The 17,088-nt window shown below is 72.4% G+C and carries 17 protein-coding genes; 8 read left to right on the forward strand and 9 right to left on the reverse strand.

Features of this window, described 5'->3' with window-relative positions:
* Positions 1-57: 57 nt before the first annotated feature.
* Positions 58-798, reverse strand: coding sequence for a nucleopolyhedrovirus P10 family protein (locus tag ACFW48_RS31640; protein ID WP_386320712.1), 741 nt, complete (start codon positions 796-798; stop codon positions 58-60).
* A gap of 87 nt (positions 799-885) precedes the next feature.
* Between ACFW48_RS31640 and ACFW48_RS31645 the strand changes: the two genes are divergently transcribed.
* The 5 genes from ACFW48_RS31645 (at position 886) to amaP (ending at position 3,258) form a co-directional block, all read left to right on the forward strand.
* Positions 886-1,353 (forward strand): Asp23/Gls24 family envelope stress response protein, encoded by a 468-nt coding sequence (locus tag ACFW48_RS31645; protein WP_386320714.1) that lies wholly within the window; start codon positions 886-888, stop codon positions 1,351-1,353.
* A gap of 90 nt (positions 1,354-1,443) precedes the next feature.
* A complete protein-coding gene (locus ACFW48_RS31650) occupies positions 1,444-1,629 on the forward strand; it encodes a hypothetical protein (protein WP_031047637.1) in 186 nt (61 codons plus the stop codon).
* Positions 1,626-2,009: a hypothetical protein gene (locus tag ACFW48_RS31655; protein ID WP_386320717.1), complete on the forward strand. Its 384-nt coding sequence runs from the start codon at positions 1,626-1,628 to the stop codon at positions 2,007-2,009. The genes ACFW48_RS31650 and ACFW48_RS31655 overlap by 4 nt, the downstream gene beginning before the upstream one ends.
* Positions 2,006-2,674 (forward strand): DUF6286 domain-containing protein, encoded by a 669-nt coding sequence (locus ACFW48_RS31660; protein ID WP_386320719.1) that lies wholly within the window; start codon positions 2,006-2,008, stop codon positions 2,672-2,674. Before ACFW48_RS31655 ends, ACFW48_RS31660 begins: the two co-directional genes overlap by 4 nt.
* The gene (gene amaP, locus ACFW48_RS31665; RefSeq protein ID WP_386320722.1) at positions 2,671-3,258 is read left to right on the forward strand and encodes an alkaline shock response membrane anchor protein AmaP; all 588 of its coding nucleotides are present in this window, start codon (positions 2,671-2,673) and stop codon (positions 3,256-3,258) included. The genes ACFW48_RS31660 and amaP overlap by 4 nt, the downstream gene beginning before the upstream one ends.
* Before the next feature lie 568 nt (positions 3,259-3,826).
* Here amaP and ACFW48_RS31670 read toward each other — a convergent pair.
* The 8 genes from ACFW48_RS31670 to ACFW48_RS31705 form a co-directional block, all read right to left on the reverse strand.
* Positions 3,827-4,582 (reverse strand): SDR family oxidoreductase, encoded by a 756-nt coding sequence (locus ACFW48_RS31670; RefSeq protein WP_386320725.1) that lies wholly within the window; start codon positions 4,580-4,582, stop codon positions 3,827-3,829.
* Positions 4,583-4,586: 4 nt separating this feature from the next.
* Positions 4,587-6,374: a glycoside hydrolase family 15 protein gene (locus ACFW48_RS31675; RefSeq protein ID WP_386320727.1), complete on the reverse strand. Its 1,788-nt coding sequence runs from the start codon at positions 6,372-6,374 to the stop codon at positions 4,587-4,589.
* 75 nt (positions 6,375-6,449) lie between these two features.
* Positions 6,450-7,241 carry an SURF1 family protein gene (locus ACFW48_RS31680; protein ID WP_386320729.1) on the reverse strand — a complete coding sequence of 264 codons (792 nt, stop codon included), beginning with the start codon at positions 7,239-7,241 and terminating at the stop codon, positions 6,450-6,452.
* A gap of 72 nt (positions 7,242-7,313) precedes the next feature.
* On the reverse strand, positions 7,314-7,547 hold the full coding sequence (locus ACFW48_RS31685) for a hypothetical protein (protein ID WP_386320732.1): 234 nt from the start codon (positions 7,545-7,547) through the stop codon (positions 7,314-7,316).
* Between the two features lie 90 nt (positions 7,548-7,637).
* On the reverse strand, positions 7,638-8,624 hold the full coding sequence (locus ACFW48_RS31690; protein ID WP_386320734.1) for a DEDDh family exonuclease: 987 nt from the start codon (positions 8,622-8,624) through the stop codon (positions 7,638-7,640).
* 192 nt (positions 8,625-8,816) lie between these two features.
* Positions 8,817-9,824, reverse strand: coding sequence for a CopD family protein (locus tag ACFW48_RS31695; protein WP_386320736.1), 1,008 nt, complete (start codon positions 9,822-9,824; stop codon positions 8,817-8,819).
* A 630-nt stretch (positions 9,825-10,454) separates the two neighbouring features.
* On the reverse strand, positions 10,455-11,993 hold the full coding sequence (locus tag ACFW48_RS31700) for a S8 family serine peptidase (protein WP_386320738.1): 1,539 nt from the start codon (positions 11,991-11,993) through the stop codon (positions 10,455-10,457).
* A 104-nt stretch (positions 11,994-12,097) separates the two neighbouring features.
* Positions 12,098-13,672, reverse strand: coding sequence for a S8 family serine peptidase (locus ACFW48_RS31705; RefSeq protein WP_386320740.1), 1,575 nt, complete (start codon positions 13,670-13,672; stop codon positions 12,098-12,100).
* A gap of 265 nt (positions 13,673-13,937) precedes the next feature.
* Between ACFW48_RS31705 and ACFW48_RS31710 the strand changes: the two genes are divergently transcribed.
* From ACFW48_RS31710 to moaA, 3 genes are all read left to right on the forward strand, one after another.
* Positions 13,938-14,294, forward strand: coding sequence for a DUF485 domain-containing protein (locus ACFW48_RS31710; protein ID WP_375922535.1), 357 nt, complete (start codon positions 13,938-13,940; stop codon positions 14,292-14,294).
* Positions 14,291-15,925: a cation acetate symporter gene (locus ACFW48_RS31715; RefSeq protein ID WP_386320744.1), complete on the forward strand. Its 1,635-nt coding sequence runs from the start codon at positions 14,291-14,293 to the stop codon at positions 15,923-15,925. The genes ACFW48_RS31710 and ACFW48_RS31715 overlap by 4 nt, the downstream gene beginning before the upstream one ends.
* Positions 15,926-16,092: 167 nt before the next feature.
* Positions 16,093-17,082 carry a GTP 3',8-cyclase MoaA gene (gene moaA / locus ACFW48_RS31720; protein WP_386320747.1) on the forward strand — a complete coding sequence of 330 codons (990 nt, stop codon included), beginning with the start codon at positions 16,093-16,095 and terminating at the stop codon, positions 17,080-17,082.
* Positions 17,083-17,088 lie beyond the last annotated feature (6 nt).

Consider the following 17,088-nt stretch of genomic DNA (forward strand, 5'->3'; position numbering starts at 1 on the left):
CGTCGGTCCGGACGGTCGGTCCGGACGGTCCGGGGAGAGGTCCCGGGGCGGGCCCGCTCAGCCGACCGCCGTCACCAGCACCGCGACCGACGGATGGTCCGCCAGGGCCTCCGACACCGCCACGCGGACCCGTCGGGCCACCTCCACGGCCCGGTGGTCCGCGTCCACCGCCAGCTCCACCCGGACATGGCGGCGCGGCAGGGAGGCCTGTTCCTGCGGCAGCTCCGTGACGTCCACCGGACGGCCCAGCGTCGCCGTCAGCCGGGTGACGCCCGGAACCGCCAGCGCGGCGCCGGCCGCGCGGCCCTCGTCACCGTCGCCGGGGTGAACGGCCGGGGGACGCCCCGGCTCGCGTCCAGGCGCCGGTTCCGGGTCCGGCTCCGTGGCCGCGTCCAGCAGGGCCGTCGCCCGCAGGTCCACGTCGGTCACCGTCAGACCGAGCCCCCGCGCCGCCGCCGTCAGCACGGCGCGCAGCCGGGCGGCCGTCGCCGGCAGCGGCTCGCCCGTCGCCGAGGGACCGACGGTCGCCGCGAAGTCGGCCGTCACCCGTAGCGGGCCGGGCGGCAGGGCACTCGGCGGCGGCGGTACGGCCGGTTCGTGCGCGTCGTCCCGGCCGGCGGGCGCGATACGCAGGCCGCCCGGACGCACACCCGCCACGCCCCGGGCGGCGGCCAGCAGTACCTCCCGTGCCGCACGTTCGGCGATCCACGCGCCGTCCCGAGGTCCGCCCAGCGGCAGCAATCTGCCGAGCCCCAACTGATCCCGCACCGTCCGCGCCCACCGGTCCGCCGTCGTCATTCCTCCAGCCTGCCGTATCCACGACGCGGGATCGCGCAACCGTGCTTACGGTGGTCGAAGAAGGATGGACCGGAAGGGACTGCGGCGATGAGTGACTTGACGGAGAAGGAAACGACCGAGACCGGCGCACAGCGTGGGCAGGGAGCCCGGCGCGGTGGGGGAGCCCCCGCCGACCGCGGCCGCACCACCATCGCCGACGGCGTCGTGGAGAAGATCACCGGAATGGCGGCACGCGATGTCGCCGGTGTGCACGCCATGGGCAGCGGGATGTCCCGCACCTTCGGCGCCGTGCGCGACCGGGTACCAGGCGGGACCAAGTCGGGTGTCTCGCGCGGAGTGAAGGCCGAGGTCGGCGAGAAGCAGACCGCGCTCGACCTGGAGATCGTCGTCGAGTACGGCGTGTCGATCTCGGACGTCGCCGGGGACGTACGGGAGAACGTGGTCGCGGCGGTGGAGCGGATGACCGGCCTGGAGGTCGTCGAGGTCAACATCGCGGTGAGCGACGTGAAACTGCCCGACGAGGAGGACGAGGAGCCGGAGCCCCGGATCAAGTGACGCGACACTGACCGAACGGTGGAACTGAGCGGTGGAACTGAGCGGTGGAACTGAGCGGTGGAACTGAACGGTGAACGAGGGGAGCGCACCATGAGCATGGCCGTGGTCGGCATGATCGCCGGCATGGCACTGGGATTCGCCGGGTACTTCGGCGGGTTCGGAGCCTTTCTGCTGGTGGCGGCCCTGGGAGCCGTCGGGTTCGTCGTCGGCCGCCTTCTGGAGGGGGACATGGACCTCGGTGACTTCTTCCGCAGCCGAGACGACCGGCGGCGGTGACCGGCGTGAGCGGTGGGGCCGGCGAGCTCCTCGAACCCCCGGCCGTCGTTCCGCCGGGCGAGCGCGGTGCCACGCGGATCGCCGACCGGGTGGTCGCCAAGGTCGCCGCGCAGGCGGCGCGCGAGGCGGTCGGCCCGCTCCCCCCGGACGCCGAGCGCCCGCACGCCACCGTCGTCGTCCACCACGACACCGCCCGCGTCCGGGTCCACCTGGAACTCGACTACCCGTGCGACATCGGCGCCCGCTGCGGGCGGGTGCGTCACCAAGTCGTCCAGCGGGTACGCGCGCTGGTGGGGATGGCGGTGCCGGAGGTCGCGGTCCAGGTGGAGCGGCTGCACCTGGCGGCGGAGTACGGCGCGAGACAGGGGAGGACGCGATGAGCGAGCCCCAGGGCACCGAAGGCAGCACGCGGCGCCTGCCCGTCATGGAGCCCGTCATGGAGAAGGAGACGGCAGCCGGCACCGGGCCGCCGCCCGTCCCCGACCCCGACCCCGGCAGCGGACGGGCCGGCCGCTTCTGGTCGGCGCGCCGCGTCCCCGCGGGCATCGTCGCGCTGCTGCTTCTGCTCGTCACGGGCGCCTTCCTCTACGACGTCGTCGCCGTGCGCGCCGGCCGGTCCGCCCTCGGCTGGCGCCGCGAACTGGCCCGGCAGCTCGCCGACCGGCCCCTCGACGACACGTGGGTCCTCGTCGGCGCGGGAGTCGCCGCTGCCCTAGGGCTCTGGCTGCTCGCCCTGGCCCTCACCCCCGGCCTGCGCAAGGTGCTCCCGATGCGGCGCACCCGCCCGGACGTACGCGCGGGGCTCCACCGGGACGCCGCCGCCACGGTGCTGCGCGACCGGGCCATGGAGGTCGCCGGGGTGCAGTCCGCGCGGGTCCGGATGCGCCGCCGGAAGGCCCGCGTGCGCGCGCTGTCACACTTCCGCGAACTGGACGACGTACGGACCGATCTGGACGGCGCGCTCGACGACGCGGTGCGGGGGCTGGGGCTGGCCCGGCCGCCCGCCGTGTCGCTGCGGGTCGCGCGGCCGGGGCGAAAGGGGTGAGGGCGGTGCTCAGGACCGTCGACCGTGTGCTGCTCGGGCTCGTGGGCCTGATCCTGCTCGCCCTCGGCGGCTCGGTCCTCGCCATCGGGCTCGGCGCCCCCGCGCCCTCCTGGTGGCTCCACGACGGGCCGCGCGACGTGCTGCTCGGCGACGCCGAGCGGACCCGGTGGCGGGACGCCGGCTGGTGGTGGCCGGTCGTCATCGCCGCACTCGCCGTCCTGCTGCTGCTCGCCCTGTGGTGGCTGGTCGCGGTGGTGCGCCGCCGCCGGCTCGCCGAGGTCCTCGTCGACACCGGAGACGGCGAGGGCGCGGCGCTGCGCGGCCGGGCCCTGGAAGCCGTCCTCGCCCAGGAGGCGGACCGGGTGGACGGGGTCGAACGGGCCAAGGTCCGCCTCACCGGCCGTCGCACCGCCCCGGCAACCCGCATCCGCCTGCTCCTGGCCCCCCATGTGGACCCCGGCACCGCCCTGAACGACCTCACCACCCACGCCCTCACCCACGCCCGCGCCTCGGCGAACGTCGAGGACCTCCCCGCAGAGGTCCACCTCCGGGGCGTCAAACACCGCGCCGAGCGGGTCAACTGAGGTCGGCACGGGCAGCCCGGGCACGGCCCCGTGAGCGGCCCTCCCGACAGCGACCGGCCGTCCCGCGTGCATGGGGCATCCGTCGCCGGGCCGAGGTCAGTGCCAGGGCCAGGGCCAGGGGCGTGGCCCTACCGCGCCGGACGGGTGGGCCGGGGGAGTCATGGGCGCGAAGGGGACGGGGTCGACCGGGCGGGCCCCGGCCGACCGGGACCCCGCGCCTACTGGGCCCCGGCCGACCGGGGCCTGCGCCTACTACTGGGCCCCGGCCGACCGGGGACCCCACGCACCCGGGAATCCGCTCCGGGCCGCGGGTCGGCAAAACCACGCGCCAGCAGAGCCGTAGGACGCGCCGGCAGTGCGGAGGCGGCCCTCCGGGCAGGCCGGGGCCGGCCCTCCGGGCAGGCCCCGGCCGACGACGATCGTGGCCCGCGCCCGTAAGGGCATCCGCTGCCGGGCCAGGGCGGGGAAGAACGCCCGCCCGAGCGGGCCGGGCGAGCCATCCGCGCGCGGGGTGCGTCACGCCGGTTCCGCACAGCCCGGGCGGGGCCCGCGTGGCTCGGCGACGGGTCTAGAACCCGTGCCGGACCCCGCCGTCCACCGGCAGCATGACGCCCGTCACGTACGACGCCGCCGGGGACAGCAGGAACGCCGCCGCGCGGCCGAACTCCTCCGGGGCGCCGTAGCGGCGCAGCGGGATGCGGGACTCGGCGGCCGCCCTGGTCGCATCAGGGTCGGCGGACAGGCCGTCCAGCTCGCGCACCCGGTCGGTGTCTACACGGCCCGGCAGCAGGCCGACGACACGGATGCCGCGCGGCCCCAGCTCGTCGGCGAGGGACTTGGCGAAACCGGCCAGCCCCGGGCGCAGGCCGTTGGAGATGGTCAGGCCCGGGATCGGCTCGTGCACGGAGCCCGACAGTACGAAGCCGATGACACCGCCCGACTCCAGCTCCGCCGCCGCCGTCCGGGCCAGCCGCACCGCACCGAGGAACACCGACTCGAACGCCGCCTGCCACTGCTCGTCCGTGTTGTCGGCGACGAAGCCGGGCGGCGGCCCGCCCACACTGATCAGTACGCCGTCGAAGCGGCCGAAGCGCTCACGGGCGGTCGCGATCAGCCGGCCGGCGGCCCCGGGGTCGGCGTTGTCGGCGGCCACCCCCACCACGTCCGGGCCCAGCGCGGCCGCGGCGTCGGTGACGCTCTTCTCGTCCCGTCCCGTGACGACCACCTTCGCCCCGTCGGCGACCAGCTCGCGCGCGGCGGCGTTGCCCAGGCCCCGGGTGGCTCCCGTGACGACGTACACCCGATCCTTCAGTCCAAGATCCATGGCCCTATCCTGCCCCCTGGTCACCGAACAGGGCGAGGGCCGTGTTCACCAGGCCGATGTGACTGAACGCCTGCGGGAAGTTGCCGAGCTGGTGGCCGGCCACCGGGTCGTACTCCTCGGCCAGCAGCCCCACGTCGTTGGCGAGCCCCACCAGCCGCTCGAACAGCTCCCGGGCCTCCTTCGCCCGGCCGGTCGCGTACAGCGCGTCCGCGTACCAGAACGAGCACACCAGGAAGGTCCCCTCGCTGCCCGGCAACCCGTCGACCGGGTCCCCTTCGGTGCTGTAGCGGCGCACCAGGCCGTCCCGGGTCAGCTCCTTGCCGATCGCGTCCACCGTGCCGACGACCCGCGGGTCGTCCGGAGGCAGGAAGCCCACGCGCGGGATGAGCAGCAGTGCGGCGTCCAGCTCCCGCGAGCCGTAGGACTGGGTGAAGGTGTTGCGCTCCGGGTCGTAGCCCTTCTCGCACACCTCGCGGTGCACCTCCTCGCGCAGCGCGCGCCAGCCGTCGGGGTCACCACCGCCCAGCTCGGGATGCTCCTCCAGCGTGCGCACGGCCCGGTCCAGGGCCACCCACGTCATGACCTTCGAGTGCACGAACTGCCGGCGCCCGCCGCGCACCTCCCACAGCCCCTCGTCGGGCTCCCGCCACGCCGTGGCCAGGAAGTCCATCAGGGCGCACTGCAGCTCCCACATCTGCGGCTGCGGGTGCATGCCCGCCAGCCGGGCCAGCGACAGCGAGTCCATGACCTCGCCGTACACGTCCAGCTGGAGCTGGTTCACGGCGTCGTTGCCGATCCGTACGGGCGTCGACTCGGCGAAGCCGGACAGCCACGGCAGCTCGAACTCGGGCAGCCGCCGCTCACCCGCCACGCCGTACATGATCTGCAGGTCCGCCGGGTTGCCCGCGACCGCGCGCAGCAGCCAGTCACGCCAGGCCTCGGCCTCCTCCAGGTACCCGGCCGACAGCAGCGCGCCCAGGGTGAGGGTGGAGTCGCGCAGCCAGCAGAAGCGGTAGTCCCAGTTGCGCACGCCGCCGGGTTCCTCGGGCAGCGAGGTGGTGGGGGCGGCCACGATGCCGCCGGTCGGCAGGTAGGTGAGCGCCTTCAGGGTGATCAGCGAACGGACGACGGCGTCCCGGTACGGGCCGTCGTAGCGGCAGTGCGCGACCCAGTCGCGCCAGTCCTCGACGCTGTGTTCCAGCGAGATGAACGGGTCGACCAGCGGCGGGCGGGACTCGTGCGAGGGATGCCAGGTCAGGACGAACGCGACCTTCTCGCCCGCGGCGACGGTGAACTCCGCGTGCGTCCCGAAGTCCTGTCCCCAGCTGTGTACCTCGGGCTCGCTGCGCAGCCACGCCGCGTCCGGCCCGGCCACGGCCACCCGGTGCCCGTCGGCCCTGCGCATCCACGGGACGATCGAGCCGTAGTCGAAACGCAGCCGGAGCACGCTGTGCATGGTGACCTCACCGCTCAGGCCCTCCACGATGCGTACGACGTCCGGGGCGCGGTCGCGCTGCGGCATCAGGTCGGTGACCCGCACCGAGCCGTCCTCGGTCTCCCACTCGGTGTCCAGGACGAGGGTGTCCGGCCGGTAGGCGCGCCGCGTGCAGCGCTCGGCGCCCTTGGGGGCGATGCGCCAGTGGCCGTTGTCCTCGTCGCCGAGGAGTTTGGCGAAGCAGGCGGCGGAGTCGAAGCGGGGCAGACAGAGCCAGTCCACGGATCCGTCCGTGCCGACCAGGGCCGCCGTCTGCTGGTCGCCGATGAGCGCGTAGTCCTCGATTTGGGGGTGCACGGGATTCCGTCTTCCCGAGCGGGGGCGGAGCAATCGGATCCGCCGCCGTCCGCCCGCCGGACGGCCCCGTACCGGCTACACCGCCGCGGGCTCCGCCTCCGCGGTCTCCTGCGCGTCCTCCGCCGCCCGGTCCCGGGCCTCACGGCGGGCCAGGACGAACCAGCCGACCGGGACGCCCGCGGCGAACAGCCACCACTGGACGGCGTACGCCATGTGGTTGCCGATGCTGTCGTGGTCGGGCTCCGTGATCAGCTCGGGGGTGTCGGCCGAGGGCTTGGGCTCGGTCAGCTCGACGTAGCCGCCGAGGACCGGTTTGCCGAGGCGCTCGGCCTGCTGCTCGCTGTTGATCAGCATGACCTGGCGGTCGGGCAGGCCCTCGACGTTCTTGATGCCGCTGTCCTCGGTCGTCTGGTCGGGCATCAGCCGGCCGGTGACGGTGATCTCGCCCGCCGGGGGCGCCGGGATCTTCGGGAAGGCGGTCTGGCTTCCGCCGCTCGACGGGATCCAGCCCCGGTTGACGATCAGGACCTTGCCGTCGTCCAGGACGAACGGTGTCAGCACGTGGTAGCCGACCCGGTCGTCCGCGTTGGTGCGGCGACGGACCACGACCTCGTCGGCGGGGTCGAAGTGCCCCTTCGCGGTCACCCTGCGGTAGCGGACCTCGTCGTCGACCTCCGCTCCCGGCGAGGACATGGACTCGACCGGCACGGGCTCCGCCGCCAGGGAGTCGGCGATCTCGCCGTTCAGCTCGACCCTGCGCTCGTGGCGGTGCAGCTGCCAGAAGCCCAGCTCGATCATCGTCGGGATGAGCGCGAGCGCCACGAGGGTGAGGATCACCCACTGGCGGGACAACAGGAAGCGGTACACCCCACGACGGTACAACTCGGTCGTGGGGTGCGATGCGGCGGGTACGGCCTTGCGGGGCCGTCGGCCGTGGAGCTAGACCTTGTCGACGACCCCCGCCTTTCCCTCCGCGCGGGCGCAGTGGGCGCCGCAGTACCAGTGGCCCTCGACCTCGACGCCCTGGCCGATGATCTGCACCCGGCAGTGCTCGCAGATGGGCGCCATCCGGTGGATCGCGCAGGAGAAGCAGTCGAAGACGTGCACCGCTCCCTGGGCGTGGACCTCGAAGGTCATTCCGTAGTTGTTGCCGCAGACTTCACATGTCGCCATGCGCCACAGGGTGAGCCGTCTCCGCGACGCGGGCGAGCGGGCGCCGGGCGAGTCGCCCGGAATCACCCGTCCGTACGGCTCACGTGCGGCTCAGCCGTCCGCGGGCTCGACGTCCGCGAGCAGCTGTCCGAACGCCGCCTCGTCCACCACCGGCGTCCCGTACTGGCGGGCCTTGACCACCTTCGACGTGCCCGAGTCCGGGTCGTTGGTGACCAGCAGGCTGGTCAGCCGGGACAGGCTGGTGGCGACGTGCAGCCCGGCCTCGGTCGCGCGGTCCTCCAGCAGGTCCCGCTCGACGGAGGTGTCACCCGAGAAGGCGACCCGCATGCCCTGCTTGAGGCATTTGCCTTCTTCGTACCGGCCTGGGTTGGGATACGGGCATGCGGGCCTCTTGCGGGAGGGGCGCCAACTGGTCGACCGGTAGCCGCCGTAGCCCGCCTGCTGTCCGATCCGGGGCGCGGGCCGGTCCGACCACTCGGTCAGCGGCCGGCACTCGTGCAGCGGCAGCCGCACACCGCCCGCCGCCGCCGCGAGCAGGCTCGGCCGGAACGCCTCCGCCAGCACCCGCGCGTCGTCCAGCGCGTGGTGCGCCCGCTGCTGTACGACGCCGAAGTGGGCGGCCAGCGACTCCAGCTTGTGGTTGGGCAGCGGCAGGCCCAGTTCCTTGGAGAGCGCGATGGTGCACAGCCGTTGGCGCACCGGCGCCTCGCGCTTCGCGCGCGCGTACTCGCGGGCGATCATCTGCCAGTCGAAGACGGCGTTGTGCGCGACGAGCACCCGCCCGTCGAGCCGGGCCGCGAACTCCTCGGCGACGTCCGGGAAGAGCGGTGCTCCCCCGAGCACGTCGCTCGTCAGACCGTGTATCCACACCGGGCCGGGATCCCGTTGCGGATTGACCAGGGTGTACCAGTGGTCCTCGACCTCACCGCGGGCGTCCAGTCGGTAGACGGCCGCGGAGATGATGCGGTCGTCGCGGGCCAGGCCGGTGGTCTCCACGTCAACGACCGCGTACCCCTGCGGGTACGCGGCCGGCCACGCCGTGGCGGACGGCGGTGCGGTCGTGCGGTCTTCGAGCATGGTCAATGAGGATACGGGCCGCGACTGACACCCCGGACCCGCAGATGCCCCGCGGCGCCCGGCGAAACGGTCCCTCCGTCAAGGTGCCTCCCTCCGGCCGGGGTTGTGGCGTCGGCCGGCGCGTGTGACGGAAGCCACGCGATCGCGAGGCCAGGGCCCGACCGGTCGGTGCGGCCGGGCCCTGGCGCGGGATCACCACCGGATCGGCACCGGAAGGGCCGTCAGGAGGCCCGACACCGCGACCACCACACCCAGGGCGACGACCTCCGCGCGCGCGGGCGAGCACGCGGTGAGCGGGTCGGCCGCGCGGCCCAGCCGGATCCTGGCCCACAGGGCGAGCGCGGCGACGGCGGCCACGAGGATCACCTTGGCGAGCAGGACCCGCCCGTACGCCGTTTCCGTCAGCTGGTCCGCGATCGTGCCCGGCGGCATCCGGCGCAGCGAACTGCACACCCCCGTCGCCGTGATGGCGGCGAGCAGAACGGCCGCCACGCGCGCGTAGAGACCCAGCAGCGCCGGACCCGCCTCAGCGCCCCGCCACCGCCGCAGCGTCCGCAGCACGTACAGGAGACCGCCCACCCACAGCGAAGCGCACGTCAGGTGGACGAGGGTCAGACCGGAGCCGAGCAGCGGGCTGTACTCGGTCGTGGGGTGGGCGCGCAGCGCCTCCGCGACGATCACGGCGGCCAGCGGCCAGACCTGGAGACCGGGCCGGCGCGAGGTGGCGCACAGGCCGGCCGCGAGGAACCCGTTGACCTCCAGGAGCGCGAGCTTGCCGTCACGGGACTCGTAGAGGCCGCCGACGTCGATGTCGGCGACGCTGTCCGGCACCAGATTGCCCGTGGCCACGACCGACGCCAGACCCAGCGCGGCGACGAAACCGGCCGCGGCCGCGTACGGCGACCAGATGCGGGGCCGCTGAGGGGGAGCGCCGGGGAGCGACCGGGTGAGCCGGTTCACGAAGAGCTCGCCGACCGGAACGCTCAGCGCGGCGAAGAGCACCGTACGCAGCAGGGCTATGCCGCCGGTGCCGGGTGCCTCGGCCTCCCCGGTGCCGCGCAGGGCGGGGGACGGGCCGAGGACGGGTATCAGCGCGGCCAGCACCACCAGCACGAGCAATGCCACGGTCCGGCCGGTACCGGCGGGCCGCGCGTGCCGTCCGGTGCCGAGGGTCCGGGACGGGGGTCTTGTCAAGGTCACCTCGAGATCTTCACCAGCTCCCCCAGATCCGGGCAAGTTCCGGAAAACGACTGGCGGTCCGGCATTCCGCACATGAGGACGTTTTCGGCCGCCGAACGGTTCGGGAGGGCCGGGGAACAGGTGAGTAACGCGTCACACCCACCGTCCGTGAAGGACACCGGCGGCAGGGCGTACCGCGTCGGTCGCCCCAGCCTGCCGTCCCGCTCGGCGAGCCACGGCTGCGGCCCCGGGTGCGCCGCGTCCTCGGCACCGCCCGTGCGGTCCGGCAGGATCGCCAGGACACGCACCAGGAGCCCAGCCGCGCGATTCCGTCCAGGGTGTCGTCCATGAACCTCATGCAGCCGCGTTCGAAGTCCTCGCTGACGGCCGCTGTCGCGTCGGCGAACAGGCTCACCACGAAGAGCACGGCGGCGACGGCCGGCCGTACCGCGCACAGCAGCGGGACGAACACCAGGGTCGCGGCGAAGCGAGGTGCCAATCGCCATCGCGGCCGGGCCGGTTCGGGCGTCCAGGTCGCGGGGTCCTCGTACGTGTGCGTGACGAAGATCCTGCCGTACGCGCGAAACCGTGCGCACGAAGCGGAAGCGGGCCGGGAGCAGTCTCCCGGCCCGCTTCACGCGCGCGTACCGCTTACCAGGTCACCGCGTCCAGCGCGTCGGCCATGCCCCAGCCGTAGAAGCCGTTGCGGTTCTTCGAGCCCTCGCACACCGCGTCGACCTTGCCGTCGCCGTCGATGTCGTACGGCTTGGTGCACGGCGTGGCGTCGGCCTGGGCGTACAGCAGGGCCTTGACCATGGCCGGGGAGGCGTACGGGTGCGTCGACTTGATCAGCGCGGCGACGCCCGCGACGTGCGGCGACGCCATCGACGTACCGGCCATGTAGCCCCACTTGCCGCCGGGCAGCGTGCCCAGGATCAGTCCGCTGGTGGCGGGCGGCTCCGGCCTCTGGTAGGCCGTCGAGTCGCCGCCGGGCGCGGCGATGTCGATGACACCGAGGCCATGGTTGGAGAAGGACGACTTGAGGTCCTTCGCGCCGGTCGACGCGACCGTCACGACACCCGGCAGCTGGGTCGGCATGTCCAGGCACTCGGACGGGTCGATCACCCGGTCCGAGGGCGTGGAGTCGTTCGGGGAGACCGGGTCGGTGATCTCGTCGGCCGCGAGGTCGTAGTTCTCGTTGCCGGCCGCGGCGACGTTGACCGCGCCCTTCTTCTCCGCGTACCGCGAGGCCCGGGTGACGGCTTCCAGAAGCGCCTTCTGGTCCGGGTCGTCCTCGCAGTTGAAGTACCAGGGGTCGGTGTAATAGCTGTTGTTGGTCACGTCGACGTCGTGTTCGGCCGCCCACATGAAGCCGCAGACCACGGCCTCGGTGTAGAAGAAGCCATCGGGGTTGGACACCTTGATGCCGGCGACCTTCACCCCGGGCGCCACCCCGGTCATGCCGACGCCGTTCTTGGCGGCGGCTATCTCCCCGGCCACGTGCGTGCCGTGCGGGCTCTCCGCCGCACTGGGCCGCCAGGCGCCGTCCGCGGTGTCCGGCTTGCCCGACACGCAGTTGACGGACGCGTCCCGGTCGAAGTTCGGGGCGATGTCCGGGTGGGTGTCGTCCACGCCGGTGTCGATGACGGCGACCGTCACCTTGCTGCTGCCCAGCGACTTCTCGTGCGCCTTGTCCGCCTTGATGGCGGGCAGGTCCCACTGGAGGGGCTGCAACGGGTCCTGCCCCTCGGCGGCCTCCGCGGCGGCCATCTCCTTGCCGCTGAGCACCTTCGGCGCGCCCGTGTCCGTCGTGGCGGCCGAGGGCAGCGGCGCGGTGCGGGTGGCACCGGCCGACTGCACGCCGCGCGCCTTGCGGACGGACTTGGCGAAGTCCGGGTTCGAGGAATGGACGACGATCACGCCGATCCGGTCGTACGACGTCACGATCGTGCCGCCGGCCTTGGCGATCGCCCGCTTCACGTGTGCCGAGGGGCCGTGCCCGGGGCGGACGTTGACGACGTAGCTGAGGGAGGACGCCGAGTCGGCCGAGACGGAGGGTGCGGCCTGAGCGGCCTCCGAAGCCTCCGCGGCGGAGGCCGGGACGCCCGGCAGGAAGGCGAGGGACACTGCCACGGCCATGCCGGCCGGGATCGCGAGGGCACGACGGTGACGCGGGTGGGGCGCTGTCATGTGCGATGTCTCCAGTTGGTTCGAGGATCTGCTTCGAGGATCTGCTTCGAGGAACTTCGTGGTTCGTGGACGGTGGAGCAGGCGTTCGGAGTCGGACGGGCCGGTCACTTCACCGCGCGCAGCGCGTTGACGATGCCGAAGCCGTAGAAGCCGTTGATCCGCTTGCCGCCCTCGCACGTGGCGTCCTGCGTGCCGTCGCCGTCCTGGTCGTAGGAGGCCGGGCAGCCCGGGTTGTCCGCCTGGGCCTTCAGCAGCGCCTGGAGCATCGCCGGGGACGCGTGCCGGTGCTTCGACTTCAGCAGCGCGGCGACGCCCGCGGCGTGCGGCGAGGCCATCGAGGTGCCCTGGAGCCAGGCGTACTCGTTGTTCGGCATGGTCGACAGGATGCGGCCGTTCTTCGACGGCGTGTCAGGGATCTGGTAGCGCGCGTCGCCGCCCGGCGCCGCGATGTCCACGACACCCTTGCCGTACGTGGAGTAGTAGGACTTCTCCTTGTCGACGCCCGTCGCGCTGACCGTGACGATGCCCGGCAGCTGGGTCGGCACGTCGAAGCACTCGTGCGGGTCGATGGTCCGCGTCACCGGCGTGGAGTCGTCGGGGCTGGAGTCGTCGACGATCGCGTCGGAGTCCAGGTCGTGGTTGGAGTTGCCGGCCGAGGCGAGGTGCAGGGTGCCCTTGCGCTGGGCGTACAGCTGGGCCCGGTTGACCGCGTCGACGATCGCGCGCTGGTCCGGGTCGTCCATGCAGTTGTACAGCCAGGGGTCCACGTAGTAGCTGTTGTTCGTGATCTCCACGCCGTGGTCGGCGGCGAACATGAACGCGCACACGACGTTCTCGGGGTAGAAGAGCCCGTTGTCCGGGTCGCTCACCTTGATGCTGGAGACCTTCACGCCCGGCGCGACACCGGCGACGCCGATGCCGTTGCGGGCGGCGGCTATCTCACCGGCCACGTGGGTGCCGTGGTAGTCGTCGGCGGTGTACGGCCGCCAGGCGCCCTCGCTGGTGTCCGCCTTGCCGCCGACGCAGTTGGCGGACTGCGACGCGGAGAAGTTCGGGGCGAGGTCGGGGTGGGTGTCGTCGACGCCGGTGTCGATCACGGCGACGGTGACCCGGGAACTGCCCGGGTTGATCTTCGCGGCCTCGTCGGCGCCTATCGCGCGCAGGTCCCACTGGTCCGCTTCCAGCGGCTCGCCGGCGCCCGCTGCCTCGGAGGCCTTCGCGGTCCTCGCGGCCTGCTCCGCGGAGAGCATCTCGGCGGCGCCCTGATCGGTGGTCCCGGCGGCGGTCAGCGGCGCGGTACGGGTCGCGCCCGCCGACCGCACTCCGCGCGCCTCGCGTATCCGCTCGCCGAATTCCGGGTTCGACGAGTGGACGACGATCACGCCGATCTTCTGGTACGTGGTGACGACACTGCCGCCGGCCTCGGCTATCGCCCGCTTCACGGACGCGATCGTGCGGTGGTCCGTCCTCGTGTTGACGACGTAGGCCAGGCTGGGCGCGTCCGCCGCCCGGTCGGCCCGCGCCGCCTCCGCGGCGGCTTCCGCCTGCGGGGCGGCCGAGGCGGCCGCCGGCAGGAAGCCGAGCGACGCGGTCAGCGACAGTACGACGGGTACGGCGAGGGTGAGCCGTCGTCTGGAAGGCGCGGAACGCGACGAACGCGGCGCGTACAGATGATCCATGGGGTCTCCACATCATCCGGAAACGAAACCGGCCCGAGACACAGGTGGTGCTCGGGCAGGTACATGACGGAGTAGTGCAGGGCGAAGCTATCCCCAGGAGCCGCTGGCCAGCAATGACCCGCCACCGGTGACTTCGGAAAGTGCCCCGGGTGTTGAACCGGTGCCCGCGGGGCGCCGTGTCGTTGGACAGGAAGCCCGAGCACCACCGGCTTCCTGTGAGAACACCGAGGTCCAAGCCGTCATGTCCGTCGTACGAGGAGACTCCGTGGCCACCGACGCACCACCCCCCTCGAAAGAGGAACGCCCACTTCCCTCCGCCGAGGAGTTCTCCGAAGTGCAGCAGAGCGCTGAGTTCGCCGAACTGCGCCGCTCCTTCCGCTCCTTCGCGTTCCCCCTGACGATCGCCTTCGTGGCCTGGTACCTGCTGTACGTACTGCTGTCGAACTACGCCGGCGGCTTCATGGGCACCAAGCTGTTCGGCAACATCAACGTCGCCTTCGTCTTCGGCATCGCCCAGTTCGTCACCACGTTCCTCATCGCCTGGTGGTACTCGCGGTACGCCGCCGCGAAGCTCGACCCCAAGGCCGAGGCCATCAAGTCCCGGATGGAGGGCGGCGCATGAGCCCCGCACAGACCGTTCTCGCCGCCGAGCTGGCCGCCAACGAGGCCAGTGAGCACCGCCCGCTGATCATCACGCTCTTCGCGGTCTTCGTCCTCGCGACGCTCGGCATCACCGTCTGGGCGGGCCGCCAGACCAAGGACGCCGCCGACTTCTACGCGGGCGGCCGCCAGTTCAGCGCCTTCCAGAACGGACTCGCCGTCTCCGGCGACTACATGTCGGCCGCGTCCTTCCTCGGCATCGCCGGCGCCATCGCCCTCTTCGGCTACGACGGCTTCCTCTACTCCATCGGCTTCCTGGTCGCCTGGCTGGTCGCCCTGCTCCTGGTGGCCGAGCCGCTGCGGAACTCCGGCCGCTACACGATGGGCGACGTCCTCGCGTACCGCATGCGCCAGCGCCCCGTGCGCACGGCCGCCGGTACCTCCACCATCGTCGTGTCGATCTTCTACCTGCTGGCCCAGATGGCGGGCGCGGGCATCCTCGTCTCGCTGCTGCTCGGCATCACCTCCGACGCGGGCAAGATCCTGATCGTCGCCCTCGTCGGTCTGCTGATGATCGTGTACGTCTCCATCGGCGGCATGAAGGGCACCACCTGGGTCCAGATGGTCAAGGCCGTGCTGCTGATCGGCGGCACCATCCTGATCACCTTCCTGGTGCTGCTGAAGTTCAACTTCAACATCTCCGACCTGCTCGGCACGGCCGCCGAGAACAGCGGAAAGGGCGCCGCCTTCCTGGAGCCCGGTCTCCAGTACGGCGCCAGCGGCACCACCAAGCTCGACTTCATCTCCCTGGGCATCGCCCTGGTGCTCGGCACGGCCGGCCTGCCGCACATCCTGATCCGCTTCTACACGGTGCCCAACGCGAAGGCCGCCCGTAAGTCCGTGAACTGGGCGATCGGCATCATCGGCGCCTTCTACCTGATGACCATCGCGCTCGGCTTCGGCGCCGCCGCGCTCGTCGGGCAGAAGGAGATCATCGCGTCCAACCCGTCCGGCAACACGGCCGCGCCGCTGCTCGCCCTGCACGTGGGCGGCGTCGACTCGGCCTGGGGCGCGATCCTGCTCGCCACGATCTCGGCGGTGGCCTTCGCGACCATCCTCGCCGTGGTCGCCGGCCTCACCCTGGCCTCGTCCTCGTCCTTCGCGCACGACATCTACGCCAACGTCATCCGCAAGGGCAAGGCCACCGAGAAGGAGGAGATGCGGGCGGCCCGCTGGGCGACCGTCCTCATCGGCATCGTCTCCATCGCGCTCGGCGCCCTCGCCCGCGACCTGAACGTGGCCGGCCTGGTCGCCCTGGCCTTCGCGGTCGCCGCGTCCGCCAACCTGCCGACCATCCTCTACAGCCTCTTCTGGAAGCGCTTCACCACCCAGGGCGCCCTGTGGTCGATCTACGGCGGCCTGATCGTCGCCGTCGGCCTGGTGCTGTTCTCACCCGTGGTCTCCGGCGACCCGAAGGCGATGTTCCCGGACGTCGACTTCGCCTGGTTCCCGCTGAAGAACCCGGGCATCATCTCCATCCCGTTCGGCTTCCTCATGGGCTGGCTCGGCACGGTCCTGTCGAAGGAGGAGCCCAACGTGAAGAAGTACGCGGAGCTGGAGGTCCGGTCCCTGACCGGCACCGGAGCACACTGAACCCCGTACCGACCCGTCGAGGACGCGGCCGCTCGTAGATCCCTACGACGCGGCCGCGTCCCACGTCGTGGGATCGGGCCGCTGTCGATGTCGGACCCGTCACGTAGGCTCGCAGGTGTCGGAGGAGAGAAGTGCTCCACCGATCCGCGTCGAGGGAGGGGGCCCACGTGCTCATCGACACCTACGGCCGAGTGGCCACCGACCTGAGGGTCTCGCTCACCGACCGTTGCAACCTGCGCTGCACCTACTGCATGCCCGAAGAGGGCCTCCAGTGGCTGGCCAAGCCCGACCTGCTCACGGACGACGAGATCGTCCGCCTCATCGACATCGCCGTCACCTCCCTCGGTATCGAGGAGGTCCGCTTCACCGGCGGCGAACCCCTGCTGCGCCCCGGTCTGGTCGGTATCGTCGAGCGCGTCGCCGCCCTGGAGCCGCGCCCCCAGATGTCCCTCACGACCAACGGCATCGGCCTGCGCCGCACGGCGTCCGCCCTGAAGGCCGCGGGCCTGGACCGGGTCAACGTCTCGCTGGACACCCTGCGCCCGGACGTCTTCAAGACCCTCACCCGCCGGGACCGCCACAAGGACGTCCTGGAGGGCCTGGAAGCCGCCCGTGAGGCCGGTCTGACCCCGGTCAAGGTGAATTCGGTCCTGATGCCGGGGCTCAACGACGACGAGGCCCCCGACCTGCTGGCCTGGGCCGTCGAGCACGACTACGAGCTGCGCTTCATCGAGCAGATGCCGCTGGACGCCCAGCACGGCTGGAAGCGCGAGGGCATGGTCACCGCCGGTGACATCCTGGCCTCCCTGCGCACCCGCTTCGAGCTGACCGCCGAGGGCTCCGAGGAACGCGGCTCGGCCCCGGCCGAGCGCTGGCTCGTGGACGGCGGCCCGCACCGCGTCGGCGTCATCGCCTCCGTCACCCGGCCGTTCTGCTCGGCCTGCGACCGCACCCGCCTGACCGCCGACGGCCAGGTGCGCACCTGCCTGTTCGCCACGGAGGAGACCGACCTGCGCGCCGCCCTGCGCTCCGACGCCCCGGACGAGGAGATCGCCCGCGTCTGGCGGCTGGCCATGTGGGGCAAGAAGGCCGGCGCGGGCCTCGACGACCCGACGTTCGTCCAGCCCGACCGGCCGATGTCGGCGATCGGAGGCTAGCCGGGG

The sequence above is a fragment of the Streptomyces sp. NPDC058812 genome (genome assembly GCF_042744565.1).
GTDB classification, from domain to species: Bacteria; Actinomycetota; Actinomycetes; order Streptomycetales; family Streptomycetaceae; genus Streptomyces; species Streptomyces thinghirensis.